Source organism: Erwinia pyri (assembly GCF_030758455.1).
GTDB classification, from domain to species: domain Bacteria; phylum Pseudomonadota; class Gammaproteobacteria; order Enterobacterales; family Enterobacteriaceae; genus Erwinia; species Erwinia pyri.
Genome location: NZ_CP132353.1, coordinates 4,235,695 through 4,250,620 on the forward strand (window position 1 = coordinate 4,235,695; position 14,926 = coordinate 4,250,620).

General features: G+C 54.6%; 14 protein-coding genes. 3 read left to right on the forward strand and 11 right to left on the reverse strand.

Annotated elements, in window-relative coordinates; genetic code table 11:
* The first annotated feature begins 184 nt into the window (after positions 1-184).
* Positions 185-2,365, forward strand: a complete 2,181-nt coding sequence (gene fadB / locus Q3V30_RS20060) for a fatty acid oxidation complex subunit alpha FadB (protein ID WP_306208826.1) — start codon at positions 185-187, stop codon at positions 2,363-2,365.
* 10 nt (positions 2,366-2,375) lie between these two features.
* A complete protein-coding gene (gene fadA / locus Q3V30_RS20065; RefSeq protein WP_306208828.1) occupies positions 2,376-3,539 on the forward strand; it encodes an acetyl-CoA C-acyltransferase FadA in 1,164 nt (387 codons plus the stop codon).
* Between the two features lie 92 nt (positions 3,540-3,631).
* Here the strand turns inward: fadA and fre are convergent, their stop codons facing one another.
* The gene (fre, locus tag Q3V30_RS20070; RefSeq protein ID WP_306208830.1) at positions 3,632-4,333 is read right to left on the reverse strand and encodes an NAD(P)H-flavin reductase; all 702 of its coding nucleotides are present in this window, start codon (positions 4,331-4,333) and stop codon (positions 3,632-3,634) included.
* Positions 4,334-4,357: 24 nt separating this feature from the next.
* Positions 4,358-5,860, reverse strand: coding sequence for a 4-hydroxy-3-polyprenylbenzoate decarboxylase (ubiD, locus tag Q3V30_RS20075; protein ID WP_306208832.1), 1,503 nt, complete (start codon positions 5,858-5,860; stop codon positions 4,358-4,360).
* Between the two features lie 187 nt (positions 5,861-6,047).
* Between ubiD and rfaH the strand changes: the two genes are divergently transcribed.
* Positions 6,048-6,536 (forward strand): transcription/translation regulatory transformer protein RfaH, encoded by a 489-nt coding sequence (gene rfaH, locus Q3V30_RS20080; RefSeq protein WP_306208834.1) that lies wholly within the window; start codon positions 6,048-6,050, stop codon positions 6,534-6,536.
* Positions 6,537-6,549: 13 nt separating this feature from the next.
* On the opposite strand, the gene tatD is transcribed toward rfaH, so the two are convergent.
* The 9 genes from tatD to udp all read right to left on the reverse strand — a co-directional run bounded on the left by tatD (position 6,550) and on the right by udp (position 14,764).
* Positions 6,550-7,335, reverse strand: coding sequence for a 3'-5' ssDNA/RNA exonuclease TatD (tatD, locus tag Q3V30_RS20085; protein WP_306208836.1), 786 nt, complete (start codon positions 7,333-7,335; stop codon positions 6,550-6,552).
* A gap of 76 nt (positions 7,336-7,411) precedes the next feature.
* A complete protein-coding gene (gene tatC, locus Q3V30_RS20090; protein ID WP_306208838.1) occupies positions 7,412-8,170 on the reverse strand; it encodes a Sec-independent protein translocase subunit TatC in 759 nt (252 codons plus the stop codon).
* Between the two features lie 2 nt (positions 8,171-8,172).
* Complete coding sequence (gene tatB, locus Q3V30_RS20095; RefSeq protein ID WP_306208840.1) at positions 8,173-8,814, reverse strand: Sec-independent protein translocase protein TatB; 642 nt, start codon at positions 8,812-8,814, stop codon at positions 8,173-8,175.
* Positions 8,815-8,817: 3 nt separating this feature from the next.
* Positions 8,818-9,069: a twin-arginine translocase TatA/TatE family subunit gene (tatA, locus tag Q3V30_RS20100; RefSeq protein WP_306208842.1), complete on the reverse strand. Its 252-nt coding sequence runs from the start codon at positions 9,067-9,069 to the stop codon at positions 8,818-8,820.
* A 122-nt stretch (positions 9,070-9,191) separates the two neighbouring features.
* Positions 9,192-10,829, reverse strand: coding sequence for a ubiquinone biosynthesis regulatory protein kinase UbiB (gene ubiB, locus Q3V30_RS20105; protein ID WP_306208843.1), 1,638 nt, complete (start codon positions 10,827-10,829; stop codon positions 9,192-9,194).
* Positions 10,826-11,431 (reverse strand): ubiquinone biosynthesis protein UbiJ, encoded by a 606-nt coding sequence (ubiJ, locus tag Q3V30_RS20110; RefSeq protein ID WP_306208846.1) that lies wholly within the window; start codon positions 11,429-11,431, stop codon positions 10,826-10,828. The genes ubiB and ubiJ overlap by 4 nt, the downstream gene beginning before the upstream one ends.
* Before the next feature lie 12 nt (positions 11,432-11,443).
* Positions 11,444-12,199 carry a bifunctional demethylmenaquinone methyltransferase/2-methoxy-6-polyprenyl-1,4-benzoquinol methylase UbiE gene (ubiE, locus tag Q3V30_RS20115; RefSeq protein WP_306208849.1) on the reverse strand — a complete coding sequence of 252 codons (756 nt, stop codon included), beginning with the start codon at positions 12,197-12,199 and terminating at the stop codon, positions 11,444-11,446.
* Between the two features lie 76 nt (positions 12,200-12,275).
* Positions 12,276-13,811 (reverse strand): DNA recombination protein RmuC, encoded by a 1,536-nt coding sequence (rmuC, locus tag Q3V30_RS20120; protein ID WP_306208851.1) that lies wholly within the window; start codon positions 13,809-13,811, stop codon positions 12,276-12,278.
* Between the two features lie 191 nt (positions 13,812-14,002).
* Positions 14,003-14,764 (reverse strand): uridine phosphorylase, encoded by a 762-nt coding sequence (gene udp, locus Q3V30_RS20125; protein WP_306208853.1) that lies wholly within the window; start codon positions 14,762-14,764, stop codon positions 14,003-14,005.
* Positions 14,765-14,926: the final 162 nt, after the last annotated feature.

Consider the following 14,926-nt stretch of genomic DNA (forward strand, 5'->3'; position numbering starts at 1 on the left):
TCTGTCTCCATTACCGTGAAATTGCGCGCATCTTATCACACCCCCTTCAGGGATGCCGTTATGCCTCGCCTGTGATCTTGTTTGCAAATCCGCAAAGTCTCGTTTGCAAATAATTAACATCCCTTCCACACTCACGATCATCTGGTATGACCAGATCCCCTTATTGCGGCTTCAGGAGATTCACATGCTCTACAAAGGCGACACGCTAACACTGGACTGGCTGGAACCGGGCATCGCCGAGCTGGCCTTTGATGCGCCGGGCTCGGTCAACAAGCTGGACACGCAAACCGTTGCCAGTCTGGGGGAAGCGCTCACGGTACTGGAGCAGCAGCCTGAGCTGAAGGCGTTGCTGCTCAGTTCCCGGAAACCGGCATTTATCGTCGGCGCAGATATCACTGAGTTTCTCTCCTTATTTGCTGCCCCGGCTGAAAAACTTACGCAATGGCTGACGTTTGCCAATGCCATTTTCAACCGGCTTGAAGATCTGCCCGTTCCGACCTTATCGGCTGTTCAGGGCTATGCGCTGGGCGGCGGCTGTGAATGCGTGCTCGCCACCGATTTTCGTATTGTGACGCCGGATGCCCGCATCGGCCTGCCGGAAACCAAACTGGGGATTATGCCGGGCTTCGGAGGGTCGGTGCGCCTGCCCCGACTGCTGGGTGCCGACAGCGCGCTGGAAATTATTGCTGCAGGCAAGGATGTGGATGCAGAGCGGGCGCTGGCGCTGGGCCTGGCCGATGCTATTGTCCCGGCAGAAAAACTTCAGCAGGCAGCCATCGCCATCCTGCAGGAGGCGATAGCTGGCAAGCAGGAGTGGCGCGCCCGCCGTCAGCCGAAGCTGGAACCGCTGAAGCTCAGCAAAATTGAAGCGGCGATGAGTTTTACCATTGCCAAAAGTATGGTGCTGCAAACCGCAGGAAAACACTATCCCGCGCCGCTGATGGCGGTGAAAACCATCGAAGCTGCCGCAAATATGTGCCGCGACGAGGCGCTGAAGCTGGAAACCAGTGCCTTTGTGCCGCTGGCTCGTTCCAGTGAGGCGCGGGCGCTGGTCGGTATCTTCCTTAACGATCAGGCAGTCAAAGCCAAAGCGAAAAAACTCACCAAAGATATCGCCACGCCGAAACAGGCTGCCGTACTCGGCGCCGGGATTATGGGCGGCGGGATAGCCTGTCAGTCCGCCTCTAAAGGCGTGCCGGTGATAATGAAAGATATCAATCCAGCCTCGCTTGAACTGGGTATGAAAGAGGCAGCTAAATTACTGAACAAGCAGCTTGAACGGGGCAAAATCGACGGCATGAAGCTGGCCGGTATCATCGCCACTATTGAGCCAACGCTGGACTATGCCGGTTTTGAGCGGGCGGAGATGGTGGTGGAGGCCGTGGTTGAAAATCCAAAGGTAAAAGCAGCGGTGCTGGCGGAGACGGAAAGCTATCTCAACCCAACGGCCGTTCTGGCTACCAATACTTCAACTATTCCTGTCAGCCAGTTAGCCACTGTGCTGAAGCGTCCCGAAAATTTCTGCGGTATGCACTTCTTCAACCCGGTACATCGTATGCCGTTAGTGGAGGTGGTCCGGGGTGAAAAAACCTCAGAGGCGACGCTGGCAAAAGTGGTGGCCTGGGCCAGTAAGATGGGCAAAACACCGATCGTCGTTAACGACTGTCCCGGCTTTTTCGTCAACCGCGTGTTATTCCCCTATTTTGCCGGTTTCAGCCTGCTGCTGCGCGACGGCGCTGACTTCCGGCAGATTGATAAAGTGATGGAAAAACAGTTTGGCTGGCCAATGGGTCCGGCGTGGCTGCTGGACGTAGTCGGTATCGATACCGCTCATCATGCCCAGACGGTGATGGCCGACGGCTTTCCTTCCCGAATGAAGAAAGATTATCGTGACGCCATTGATGTGCTGTTCGATATGAAACGTTATGGCCAGAAAAATAAGCTGGGGTTTTATCGCTGGGAAACGGAGGGCAAGTCTAAAAAGGTAGCTGACCCGGAAGTTGATGAGATGCTGCAAAGCGTATGCCAGCCGAGGCGCGTTTTCAGCGATGAGGAAATTGTTTCCCGCATGATGATCCCGATGATCAATGAAGTGGTGCGCTGTCTGGAGGAGGGCATTATCGCCTCCCCTGCCGAAGCGGATATGGCGCTGGTCTACGGCCTGGGCTTCCCTCCTTTCCACGGCGGCGCGTTCCGCTATCTGGATACGCTGGGAAATGCCCGCTTCGTTAGTCAGGCACAAGCGTTCAGCCAGCTTGGTGCGCTCTACCACTGCCCAGAAGGATTGGTTGAAAAAGCGAACGGCAGCGACAGCTGGTACCCACAGGCCGCGCCAATTGGCGAAGCCACACTGAAAATGGCGTGAGGAGATGAAAATGGAAAAAGTCGTCATTGTTGATGCAGTCCGCACGCCAATGGGTCGTTCTAAAGGGGGCGCTTATCGTCACGTTCGTGCGGAAGATCTTTCGGCCCATCTGATGCGCAGCCTGCTAAGCCGTAATCCGGCGCTGGAAGCAAACCAGCTGGATGACATCTACTGGGGTTGCGTGCAGCAGACGCTGGAACAGGGTTTTAATATTGGCCGTAATGCCGCTCTGCTGGCTGAAATTCCGCATAGCGTCCCGGCAACCACCGTAAACCGCCTGTGCGGTTCCTCAATGCAGGCCCTGCATGATGCGGCACGCGCTATTATGGTTGGCGATTCGGCGGCCTGCCTGATCGGCGGTGTTGAGCATATGGGCCACGTGCCGATGAGCCACGGCGTTGATTTTCATCCCGGGCTGAGCAAAACCGTCGCTAAAGCGGCTGGCATGATGGGGCTTACCGCAGAGATGCTGGCGCGCATCCATGGCATCAGCCGTGAGCAACAGGATGCCTTCGCCGCGCGCTCTCACCAGCGCGCCTGGGCCGCTACGCAGGCCGGGCACTTTGCCAGTGAAATTGTGCCAACCAGCGGACATGATGCTGATGGCGTGCTTCGTCGCTATGATTTTGATGAGGTTATTCGCCCGGATACTACCGCAGAAGGGCTGGCAGCCTTGCGCCCTGCCTTCGATCCGGTCAACGGAACGGTAACGGCGGGCAGCTCTTCGGCACTCTCCGATGGGGCAGCAGCGATGCTTATCATGAGCGAAACCCGCGCCCGGGAGCTGGGCCTGAAACCTCGTGCTTACGTTCGCTCCATGGCCGTGGTGGGCTGCGATCCTTCCATCATGGGCTACGGGCCGGTTCCCGCTTCACAGCTGGCGTTAAAACGAGCGGGATTGTCGGTAACGGATATCGGTGTGTTTGAACTGAATGAAGCGTTTGCTGCCCAGACGCTGCCTTGCATCAAGGATCTGGGGCTGCTTGAAGTGATGGATGAAAAGGTTAACCTCAATGGTGGCGCTATTGCGCTGGGACATCCTCTGGGCTGTTCAGGCGCGCGGATCGGCACCACGCTGTTGAATCTGATGGAAAGAGGGGATTGCCAGTTTGGCCTGGCAACGATGTGCATCGGCTTAGGTCAGGGGATTGCCACCGTCTTTGAAAGAGTCTGATACGTTGTTCTGGAAGTTCTGCTGCGATTCTTCCCGCCCGTCAGGGGCGGGCTTTTTCGGAGCGGGGAGAGCGAACGCTGTCCCCGGCATCCTCAGATAAAGGCAAAAGCATCGCCATACATCTGTTCTTCTTTAGCTCCACGCTCTGCACAAAAACGCTCGCGGGCTATTTTCGCCATCTCGAAACGGCCGGCAATATAGATATCATGGCCATCAAGGCTGCCGTAATCATTCATCACCGCGGTGAGCACCGTACCGTTGCGTCCCTGCCAACCCTCTTCTGGCTGCTCAACAACCGGAATGATTTTCAGGTTTGGATGCTTAACCGCCAGCGCTTCCAGCTCTTCCAGATCATACAAGTGCTTCAACTCACGCCCACCCCAGTACAAGGCGATGTCGCGATCGGGCTGCTGTGAAAGCGCCGTCAACAGGATAGAGCGGACATAGGAGAAACCGGTTCCCCCGGCGATGAGCACCAGAGGACGCTCGCTCTCTTCACGTAACCAGGCATCACCGTGCGGAATATCTACGGTTATCTTCCGCTGCTGCTGGATCCGCTCCATCACGGCCATCGCATACAGGTTCAGATCGGACGCGCCGATGTGAAGCTCAATAATGTCTTTCTCCATGGGGGTAGAAGCCAGAGAGAACGGACGTTTGTCACGCTCATCCATCACCACCATCAGATACTGGCCAGCACGGAAGCTGAAATCAGCCTCCGGCACCATACGTACTCGGTACACAGTATCGGTAATCGCCTCTACTGAGGTCACTTTGCAGCTTAACGTTGTCATGCGTTCCCTCTGTCGGGTCGAAATTTATTTGCCGGGCGCACTGTTGCGCGCAGGCGTCTCACTGAAGATGCCTAACTCATCCCATATCTCATCGATACGGGCGGTGACCGCAGGATCTTTGCGAATGGGACGTCCCCACTCCCGCGTCGTTTCGCCAGGCCATTTGTTGGTTGCATCCAGACCCATTTTTGATCCCAGCCCCGAAACAGGTGAGGCGAAGTCAAGATAGTCAATCGGCGTATTTTCCACCAAAACGGTGTCCCTGGCCGGATCCATGCGCGTAGTGATCGCCCAGATAACATCGTTCCAGTCACGAGCGTTAACGTCATCATCGCAGACAATAACAAATTTCGTGTACATAAATTGCCGCAGGAAAGACCAGACCCCCATCATGACGCGCTTGGCATGGCCCGCGTACTGTTTTTTCATGGTCACGACGGCCAGACGGTAGGAGCAGCCTTCAGGCGGCAGATAGAAGTCGACAATTTCCGGGAACTGCTTTTGCAAAATAGGCACGAAGACTTCATTCAGCGCCACGCCCAACACCGCAGGTTCATCCGGTGGACGGCCGGTATAGGTGGAGTGATAGATGGCATCACGACGCTGCGTAATATGCGTCACGGTAAAGACCGGGAAGCTGTCTACTTCATTATAGTAACCGGTGTGATCGCCGTAAGGACCTTCCGGCGCCATTTCACCCGCTTCTATATAGCCTTCCAGGACGATTTCGGCACTGGCTGGCACTTCCAGATCGTTAGAAACGCACTTCACAACTTCGGTTTTAGTACCACGCAGCAGGCCAGCAAAAGCATACTCGGACAGGGAGTCCGGCACGGGCGTTACCGCCCCGAGGATGGTGGCCGGATCGGCACCCAGCGCCACCGAAACCGGGAATCTTTCCCCCGGGTGATGCTGGCCCCACTCCTGGAAATCGAGCGCGCCGCCGCGATGAGAGAGCCAGCGCATAATCAGCTTATTCTTGCCGATCACCTGCTGGCGATAGATGCCAAGGTTCTGCCGCTCTTTATGGGGACCCCGCGTAACGGTCAGCCCCCAGGTGATCAAGGGCGCCGCATCTTCTGGCCAGCATTTCATTACCGGGATTTTATGCAGGTCAACGTCATCGCCCTGCCAAATCTGCTGCTGACAAGGGGCATCACGCAGCCGCTTAGTGGGCATGTTCAGCACCTGCTTCCACTGCGGCATTTTATCGAAGAAATCACGGAAACCGCGTGGAGGTTCAGGTTCTTTCAGAAATGCCAGCAGACGACCCACGTCACGGAGTGCCGAAACATCTTTCTGCCCCATGCCCATCGCCACCCGGTCTGGGGTGCCAAACAGATTGCACAAGACCGGCATGTCGTACCCTTTCGGGTTTTCAAACAGCAGGGCCGGGCCGCCAGCCCGCAGGGTGCGGTCGGCAATTTCGGTCATCTCAAGATCGGGATCAATCTCTTGCTTAATGCGCTTGAGTTCCCCGCGTTGCTCAAGCAGCGCAAGGAAATCACGTAAGTCGTGGTATTTCATGACTTCTCATCAATACGGTCAGTGAATCGGACATTATAGGGAGGATTGGCACGCTATGCTTAGGTTTTCGTAGCGCATGGGTTATGGCTCGCAAATTCCGGCGTGGGGCGCATCGTGGTGGGATCCCGCTATAACTCTGGCGACGAGTTTGGTATTCTTAGCGGCCCTGTAATCAAAAAGTGACGTTATGGAATCCTGGTATCTGCTTTATTGCAAACGTGGCCAGCTGCTTCGCGCGAAAGAACATCTTGAGCGTCAGGCGGTGCATTGTCTCAGCCCAATGATTGCATTAGAGAAACTGGTTCGGGGAAAACGCACGCAGGTGGATGAGCCGCTCTTCCCGAATTATCTGTTTATTGAATTCGATCCCGAAGAGATTCATACCACCACTATCAGCGCCACGCGCGGCGTCAGTCATTTCATCCGTTTTGGCAGCCTGCCGGCAAACGTTCCGCATGACGTTATTGCCGCGTTGCAAACCGATACGCCAATCAAAATGGTGGATCCGGAACTGCCCCAGCCTGGCGATCGCGTTCTGATCACCTGCGGCGCTTTTGAAGGATTGCAGGCCATCTTTACCGAACCCGACGGTGAGGCGCGCTCAATGTTGCTGCTGAATTTGCTCAACAAACAGATTACGCGCAGCCTGGACAACAAACAGTTCCATAAGCTCTGAGGCTGCTGTCAGCTTACTCCGGCAAACGGAACAACTTACGGGCATTTTGATCGCACTGAACAGCCAGCGCTTCAGCTTCTTCTCCCCGCAAACCCGCTACTACCTGCACAATATGCGGCAGGAAGCAGGGTTCATTACGCCTTGAAGGCGGCCTTGGACGCATATCGCGCGGCAGCAGATAGGGCGCATCCGTTTCCAGCAAGAGCCGGTCTGCCGGGATTAAGGGCATCAGTTCACGCAGTTCCACGCCCCGACGCTCATCGCACACCCAACCCGTAATGCCCACAGACAATCCGGCGGCCAGGCAAGCTTCCAGCTCTTCCCGCGTCCCGGTGAAGCAGTGAATAACGGCGCCAGGCAGCCGGGGTAACCAGGGCGTCAGTACGGAGAGAAAACGCTCGTGAGCATCACGGCAGTGAAGGAACACCGGCATACCCAGCTCTGCCGCCAGCTCCAGCTGTGCGTTAAAAGCATAAACCTGCTGCTCGGGTACGGAAATATTGCGGTTGAAGTCCAGGCCACATTCGCCAATAGCCACAACTTCCGGGCTTTCAGCCAGACGTTTCAGGGTAGCCGCCGTCTCAGCCGACCATTCGCTGGCATGGTGAGGATGCACGCCCGCCGTAGACCAGCAATAGCCCGGACGGCGCATAGCCAGGCTCTGTGCCTGCTGGCTTTCCAGCGCATTGGTGCCCGTGAGCAGCAATCCGCGTACGCCCGCCTCTTTTGCACGTTTAACGACCTGGTCGCGATCTTTTGCAAACTGCGTGCTGGTCAGGTTAACGCCAATATCGAACATAGGATTTCCAAACGGTAACCGCCCTTTCGGGCGGTTAGTTTACTTTATCTAAGGTGAGCGCTGGACCTGCTCTGCGCTATTCTGAACCGCTCTCTTCCGGGTCCATATCCTGACGACGCTTGCCAACATAGAAGCGCGCGAAGAACACGCCAACTTCAAACAGGCAGTACATTGGAATCGCTAAAAGCGTCTGCGAGAAGACGTCAGGCGGCGTTAACAGCATTCCCACCACGAAAGCACCTACCAGAACATAGGGACGCTTCTTCTTGAGATCTTCCGGCGTGGTCAGGCCAGTCCAGCAAATCAGTACGATGGCGATCGGCACTTCGAAAGAGACGCCGAAAGCCATAAACAGCGCCATCACAAAATCGAGATAGTTGTTGATGTCAGTGGCAATCAATACGCCCTGCGGCGCCGTCTTGGCGAAGAAGCCAAAGGCCAGCGGAAAGACAATAAAGTAGGCGAAAGCCATCCCTATATAGAATAGGAATGAACTGGAAAAGAGCAGAGGCATAACCAGCCTGCGTTCATGCCGGTAGAGCGCGGGCGCAATAAAGGCCCAAATCTGATAGAGGATCACCGGCACCGCAAGGAATACCGAGACGATTACCGTCAGCTTGATAGGGGTGAAGAATGGAGAAGCCACGTCGGTAGCAATCATGCTGGCCCCCGCTGGCATCTGCCTGATCAGCGGTGCGGAAACAAGCTGATAGATGTCATTGGAAAAATAAGCCAGGCAGACAAAGATGCCCACAACGGCAATAATACAGTTCAACAAGCGCTTACGGAGTTCAATCAAATGACTGATAAGCGGTTGGGTATCTTCAACAGCCATGTTTATCGTTCATCGCTCGGTAATGTAGTGGAAACGGGAGCGCGGCTGGACAAATGTGGCATTTCGCCGCTCGTTGTCACCGCTGGCTTAGGTTCAGCGCCTGCCGCCGGAGCCTGAACGGGCGCGGTAGCTGCATCAGGCGCTGTCGTTGGTACCTTAGCAGACGCAGCAGACATCTCAGGTGCTTGTGCTGGTACTCCGGCAGGCACAGCAGCCATATCAGGTGCTGTCGCAGGGGCACTTGCCTGATGATCGGCTTCCGCCGGCGTCACGCCTTCGTGAGAATCTTCAGGCCTTTTCACCAACGGATTATGGATGGTGTTAGCTTCGTCATCGGCTTTTTCATGGTCGCCCAGATAGGAACGCTTCATGGATTCGGCTGACTGTTTCAGCTCATCCATTGAGGCTTTCAGTTCAGGAGAAAGGCTGTTCTTGCTGGCCTCTTCAACCTTTTTCAGGCTCTCCTGCAACTCCTGTAGCTTGAGTTCCTGAGCCAGCTCGTTCTGCACGCTGGTGGCCAGCGAACGCAGAGCACGGATCCAGCCGACAACGGTTCTGACCGCCACCGGTAAACGCTGAGGACCCAGTACGACCAGCCCGATAACGAACACCAATATCAGTTCACTAAAGCCTATGTCGAACACGGTTTATACCTTGTCGTTCTTAACGTCTTCTTTCTTCGCTTCTGTATGCGCTTTGTCAGCCAGTGTGGCGTTAAAGTCTGCATCATTGGCATGATCTTTCTCTTTATCTTTCTCGTTTTCATCACCCATGGCTTTTTTGAAGCCTTTGATTGATGAACCCAGATCGGACCCCAGGTTACGCAATTTGTTAGTGCCGAACAGAAGAACAACGATTACGGCAATGATAACTAATTGCCAGATACTGATACCGCCCATGATTTTTGCCTCTGATGGTAAATGGTAAAGCCTGTTTTGCAGTATATATCAGCTCAGGTTGCACTGACGATGAACAAAGCCCTAACCATTCAGGATAAGGCCCTGTTTACTTTTTATGACATTCAGTCGGTCTTGCGCCAGCCAACCAGCCAGCTAACCAACCCCGCCGCGATCATTCCTGCCGAAATCCACTCCCACTCGGGCTTGGTCAGCAGAATAGCCGTGCCGCTCAGCAGCAGCGTGGCCCCGACGCCGAACAGGTAACGGGACTTATGCTGTCTGACCCGCTCATTCTTCAAATCGTTAGCCAGTTTATCCACGCTGTGCTGCAAATGCTTGTGCTGACGGAGACTGTCATAAAAAAGCTCCGGCAACTCCGGCAGCTTTTCGGCCCAGAATGGCGCTTTTTCTTTCAAGGCGCGTACGATCGCTGGGATACCGATTTGATCTTTGATCCACTCTTCCAGGAACGGTTTTGCGGTTTTCCACAGATCCAGCTGGGGATAAAGCTGACGCCCTACTCCTTCAACATACAGCAATGTTTTCTGCAGGAGAACCAGCTGCGGCTGAACTTCCATATTGAAACGCCTGGCGGTGTTGAACAAGTTCAACAACACATGACCAAAGGAGATCTCTGCCAGCGGCTTCTCAAAAATAGGTTCGCAAACGGTGCGGATGGCGAATTCAAAATCTTCCACATTGGTGTCTGGCGGTACCCAGCCAGAGTCAACGTGCAGCTCGGCAACCTTGCGATAGTCACGGTTAAAGAAGGCGATAAAGTTCTCAGCCAGATAGCGCTTATCCTCTTTATTCAGCGACCCGACAATGCCGCAGTCAATACCGATATATTGCGGATCTTCCGGGTGTTCATAGCTGACAAAAATGTTGCCGGGATGCATATCAGCATGGAAGAAGCTGTCGCGGAATACCTGGGTAAAGAACACCTGCACGCCGCGCTCGGCCAGCAGCTTCATGTTTACGCCATGCTGCTCAAGCGCCACCACATCGGAAATAGGAATACCGTAGATCCGCTCCATTACCAGCATGGTTTCGCTACCGTAATCTGAGAAGATTTCCGGCACGTAAAGCATCTTGCTGTTATCGAAGTTGCGGCGAAGCTGAATGGCATTGGCCGCTTCACGCAGCAGATTGAGCTCATCAATCAGCGTTTTTTCATAGTCCGCCACCACTTCCTGCGGACGCAGACGACGCCCATCCGGCAACAAGCGCGGTACCCAGCGAGCCATGCGGTTGATCAGCTTCATATCTGCTCTGATCACCGGCAGGATATCGGGGCGAATCACTTTAATCACCACTTCCCGGCCATTCTCTTTCAGGGTAGCGGTGTGCACCTGGGCAATAGAGGCGGAAGCCAGCGGTTTGATCTCGAAATTATCAAACAGGGTTTCCACAGGACAACCCAGCGACAGTTCAATTTGCTGCTTGGCCAGCACCCCCTCAAACGGCGCCACGCGATCCTGTAACATCGCCAGCTGGTCGGCAATCTGCGGTGGGAAAAGATCGCGGCGGGTAGACATCATTTGACCAAATTTGATCCAGACTGGCCCCAGTTGTTCCAGCGCCAGGCGTAACCGCTCACCCAGCAGCCGTTCTTTATGCTTATTGGGTATCCAAAATAGCGATTTTCGCCACAGAATCAGAGGGAGAGCAAAGCGGGTTTTCGGGATCAGCTCATCAAGGCCGTAGCTCAGGAATACCCTGATGATAAAGTACAGGCGTCGTATTTCACCAAAGCTCATTTGGCCTCCAGATGGGTCAGACGGGCTTCCAGCGCAGAAAAGTCGCGGTTTAACGCTTCGACTTCTTCAGTAAACCAGGCTGCCTCTAACGCGCCGGGCGCAAGACGCCACTCTTCGGTCACTGCCTGCCCTAAATAATCCTGCTTGCGCTGCAGATCCCCGCGAAGAAACTGAAAACCACGGCGGGCAAACTGGCTGATGCTTTGTGCCATTACGTCGCCAGTCCAGGGGGCAAGATATTCCGCAGGATCAAGTTCAGCCAGATCGATCAGAGCAGAGAAGTGCTGTACGACCTGCAGATCGCCCTCTACCTCCAGCTCTCCGCTGCGGATCAGGCTGGTCAGCTGCTGACGATCGCGCAGTTTACGCAGCGTTGTCAGCTGAGTTTTCACCGTGCAGTCAGGCTTATCGCTCCATTCTCCCAGAACGTCCACCTGCCTTTCACTGAAGATAAACGTGAGCGGTTGTTTGAGTTCTGCCAGCACAATGGCCAGGCTTTTGCCGTTGAGGCGCTGGCGGGCAGCCTTCAGGCCACGATCGCGATAAAGGACCTGATTAAGCGCCGTTTCCAGCCCCGCAGTTAACAGCGGCGTTAAAGTCATTCGCTTTCCTGTTTAGAACTTGAACCCACGGTGCAGTGCAACGATGCCACCAGTGAGATTGTGGTAGGTAGTATTTTCAAAGCCCACCTCTTCCATCATCTGCTTCAGCGTCTGCTGATCGGGATGCATGCGAATAGATTCGGCCAGGTAGCGGTAGCTTCCCGCATCTTTTGCTACCAGTTCGCCAATCCGCGGCAGAATATGGAAAGAGTAGGCATCATAAGCTTTGCTCAGCGGCTCCAGTACCGGTTTGGAAAACTCCAGCACCAGCAGGCGGCCGCCTGGTTTCAGCACGCGGAACATGGAGGCCAGCGCCTTCTCTTTTTCCGTCACGTTGCGCAGACCAAAAGCGATGGTAATGCAGTCAAAGTGGTTGTCAGGGAACGGCAGGGCTTCAGCGTTAGCCTGAACATAGCTCACGTTGCCGACGATACCGATATTACGTAATTTTTCCCGGCCTACTTTCAGCATGGAACTGTTGATATCGGCCAGAACCACTTCGCCAGTCTCGCCCACAATGCGCGAGAATTTAGCGGTAAGGTCACCCGTTCCACCCGCCAGATCCAGCACGCGCTGTCCGCGACGGACACCGCTGCAATCAATGGTAAAACGCTTCCAGACGCGATGAATACCAAACGACATCAAATCGTTCATCAGGTCATATTTGGCCGCAACGGAATGGAAAACATCAGCCACCATTTCAGCTTTGTCGCTTTTCGCTACGGTACGAAAGCCGAAATGGGTGGTGTCCTTTGATTCATCTGCCATTTGTTTTGCCTTCTCTGCAATCAATTATCTGCCAAGTGTACCAGAGTCACGCAGGCCAGGCACGCAGCCTCGCGGCTTATTCATTAACGCGGGCAGCGCCCTTATCCGCGGCCAAACCGAGTTCAGGGGCGGTTTCCTCCTCCTCTTCATCAAAGAGGTTTTCAGGGGAATCTGGCATCGCCTGTTCAACCAGTCGGGGATTGATCGGCCTTTTTACCTCGACCCCAAGATGGCGGAAGCTTTCGGTCTGGGCTATCAGATTACCCCGGCCTTCAGAGAGCTTTTTCATCGCCTGGCGATAGCTCTCCTGCGCCCTCTCCATGTTCTGCCCCACGGCGGACATGTCATCCACAAACAGCCGCATTTTGTCATACAGCTTCGCGGCGCGATCGGCAATGCGTTGCGCATGGCGGCTCTGGTGTTCATAACGCCACAAATTGTTAATGGTCCGCAGCGCCACCAGCAAGGTGGTGGGGCTGACCAGCATAATATTCAGATTGAGCGCTTCGTTGATCAGCTCCGGCTGACGATCGATCGCTAACAAAAAGGCTGGTTCAACAGGGATAAACATCAACACATAATCCAGAGAGCGTAAACCGGGTAATTGTTGATAATCTTTACGACTTAGCAGGCGAAGGTGACCACGTATTGAGGCAATGTGTTCGCTGATGGCAACTTCACGCTCTGCTTCATCCTCGCCGTTGAAATAGCGTTCGTAGGCTACCAGCGTCATTTTGGCATCGATCACCACGTCCTTGCCCTGCGGCAGGCGCACAACAACGTCAGGCTGCATCCGGCCATTTTGCTCCAGCTGAATGTTTACCTGCGTTTCATACTCATGCCCTTCACGCAGGCCGGAAGCCTCCAACACTCTGCTCAGTACCACTTCGCCCCAGTTGCCCTGCGTCTTGTTATCCCCCTTGAGGGCTTTGGTCAGGTTGATCGCTTCCTGCGCCATTTGCGCATTGAGCTGCTGCAGATTACGAATTTCGTGGGAAAGGGTATGCCGCTCACGCGCCTCCTGACCAAATCCTTCCTGCACCTGGCGGCGGAACCCTTCTAACTGTTCCCGTAGCGGGGAGATCAGGCTGTTCAGGCTCTGCTTATTCTGCTCATCAACCCGGCGGCCGCTGTTTTCAAAGATGCGATTCGCCAGATTTTCAAATTGTGCATTCAGCCGCTGCTCGCTGTTCACCAGCAAACGCTGCTTCTCTTCGGCAGCCATGCGCGTCTCTTCAAGGCGGATAGTGACTTCCCGCAGCTCCGCTTCCTGCGAACTGTTGATTTCTAACTGATTACGTAATTCGCGCGTCAGCTGTTCCGCTTCATTACGCCAGTGATCCAGATGGTGGAGTTTTTCCTGGGACGCAGACAACGCGCCATGAAGCTGACGCAGTTCCAGCTCAGTGTGCCGTTGCGCCTGCTGTTGGGCTTCCAGCTGTTGCTGGAGCCTGTCGCGTTCCTCGCGAAGCTGGCTGGCGGACTGCACAAGCAGCTGCCGCTCCGTTTCCTGTTTCGCAGAAAGTTGCTGCCCGCGAAACCAGGCAATCATCCATCCCGCTAACAGGCCTGCCAGCCCAAGACAAATACCGTAGCTGATTGTTGCATCCACCCTTATTCTCTCCTGCCCTGACTTTGCTACGGAAAAGGTAGAGCCGCACTGTATGAATGTCCAGACAAAACGATGGCAGGAAGCGCTATACAGAGGATTTCAGTGGGAATCTGGAGGCAGATCGGGAAACAGCGGCAGAGGAAGGAAAAGGAGAGGAGAATCACCGAGAGATCCTCCTCTGTTTCAAATCATCAGATCAGACGGCGTGCGGCATCAACCACGATGCGTACCGCATCGCTTTCGGTTCTTTTCATGGTTTCTGCATCCGGGATCTCCTGTTGAGTCCGGTTAACAATCACGCCGGCAACCATGCCTGCGCGCAGTCCCTGGCTCGCACACATGGTTAACAATGTGGCGGATTCCATCTCATAGTTCAGCACTCCCATCTGCTGCCACTCCTGCATTGAGTTCTGAAAGCGGCTCACCACGCGCCCTGAATAGGTATCGTAGCGTTCCTGGCCCGGGTAAAATGTATCAGAAGAGGCAGTGATACCGATATGCGTGGTTGCGCCTGCCGCTTTAGCCGCCTCGACTAACGCAGTAGTACAGGTGAAGTCGGCCACGGCAGGGAATTCGAGCGGTGCAAAGTGCAGGCTGGCGCCATCAAGACGAACAGAACCCGTGGTGACCAGTACGTCACCAACATTGATATCTGGCTGAATAGCTCCCGTCGTACCGACACGCAGGAAAGTACGCACGCCCAGCTGAGCCAGCTCCTCTACTGCGATAGAAGTGGAAGGACCGCCGATGCCGGTAGAACAAACGATTACCGCTTTGCCATCCAGCTCTGCACGCCAGGTAGTGAATTCACGGTGTGAGGCGAGATGAACCGGGTTATCCATCAATGCCGCGATTTTTTTTACCCGTTCAGGATCGCCCGGCACAATCGCCAGCGTCGCACCCTGCAAATCCGCTTTAGTTAAACCCAAATGAAAAACGTCTGAGTGTGCCATTTCAAACTCCTGTAACGGGAAAGGGGGATAAGGATCAGGCGGTCACAATAGTGCAAAGCCTGGAAAATTTATGTGAGATTACTCACTTAAGTTAATGAAACTTGCAGTGAATAAAAACTTAAATGTGACACAGATCGCATTTAATCACTGTGTCATCGGCGA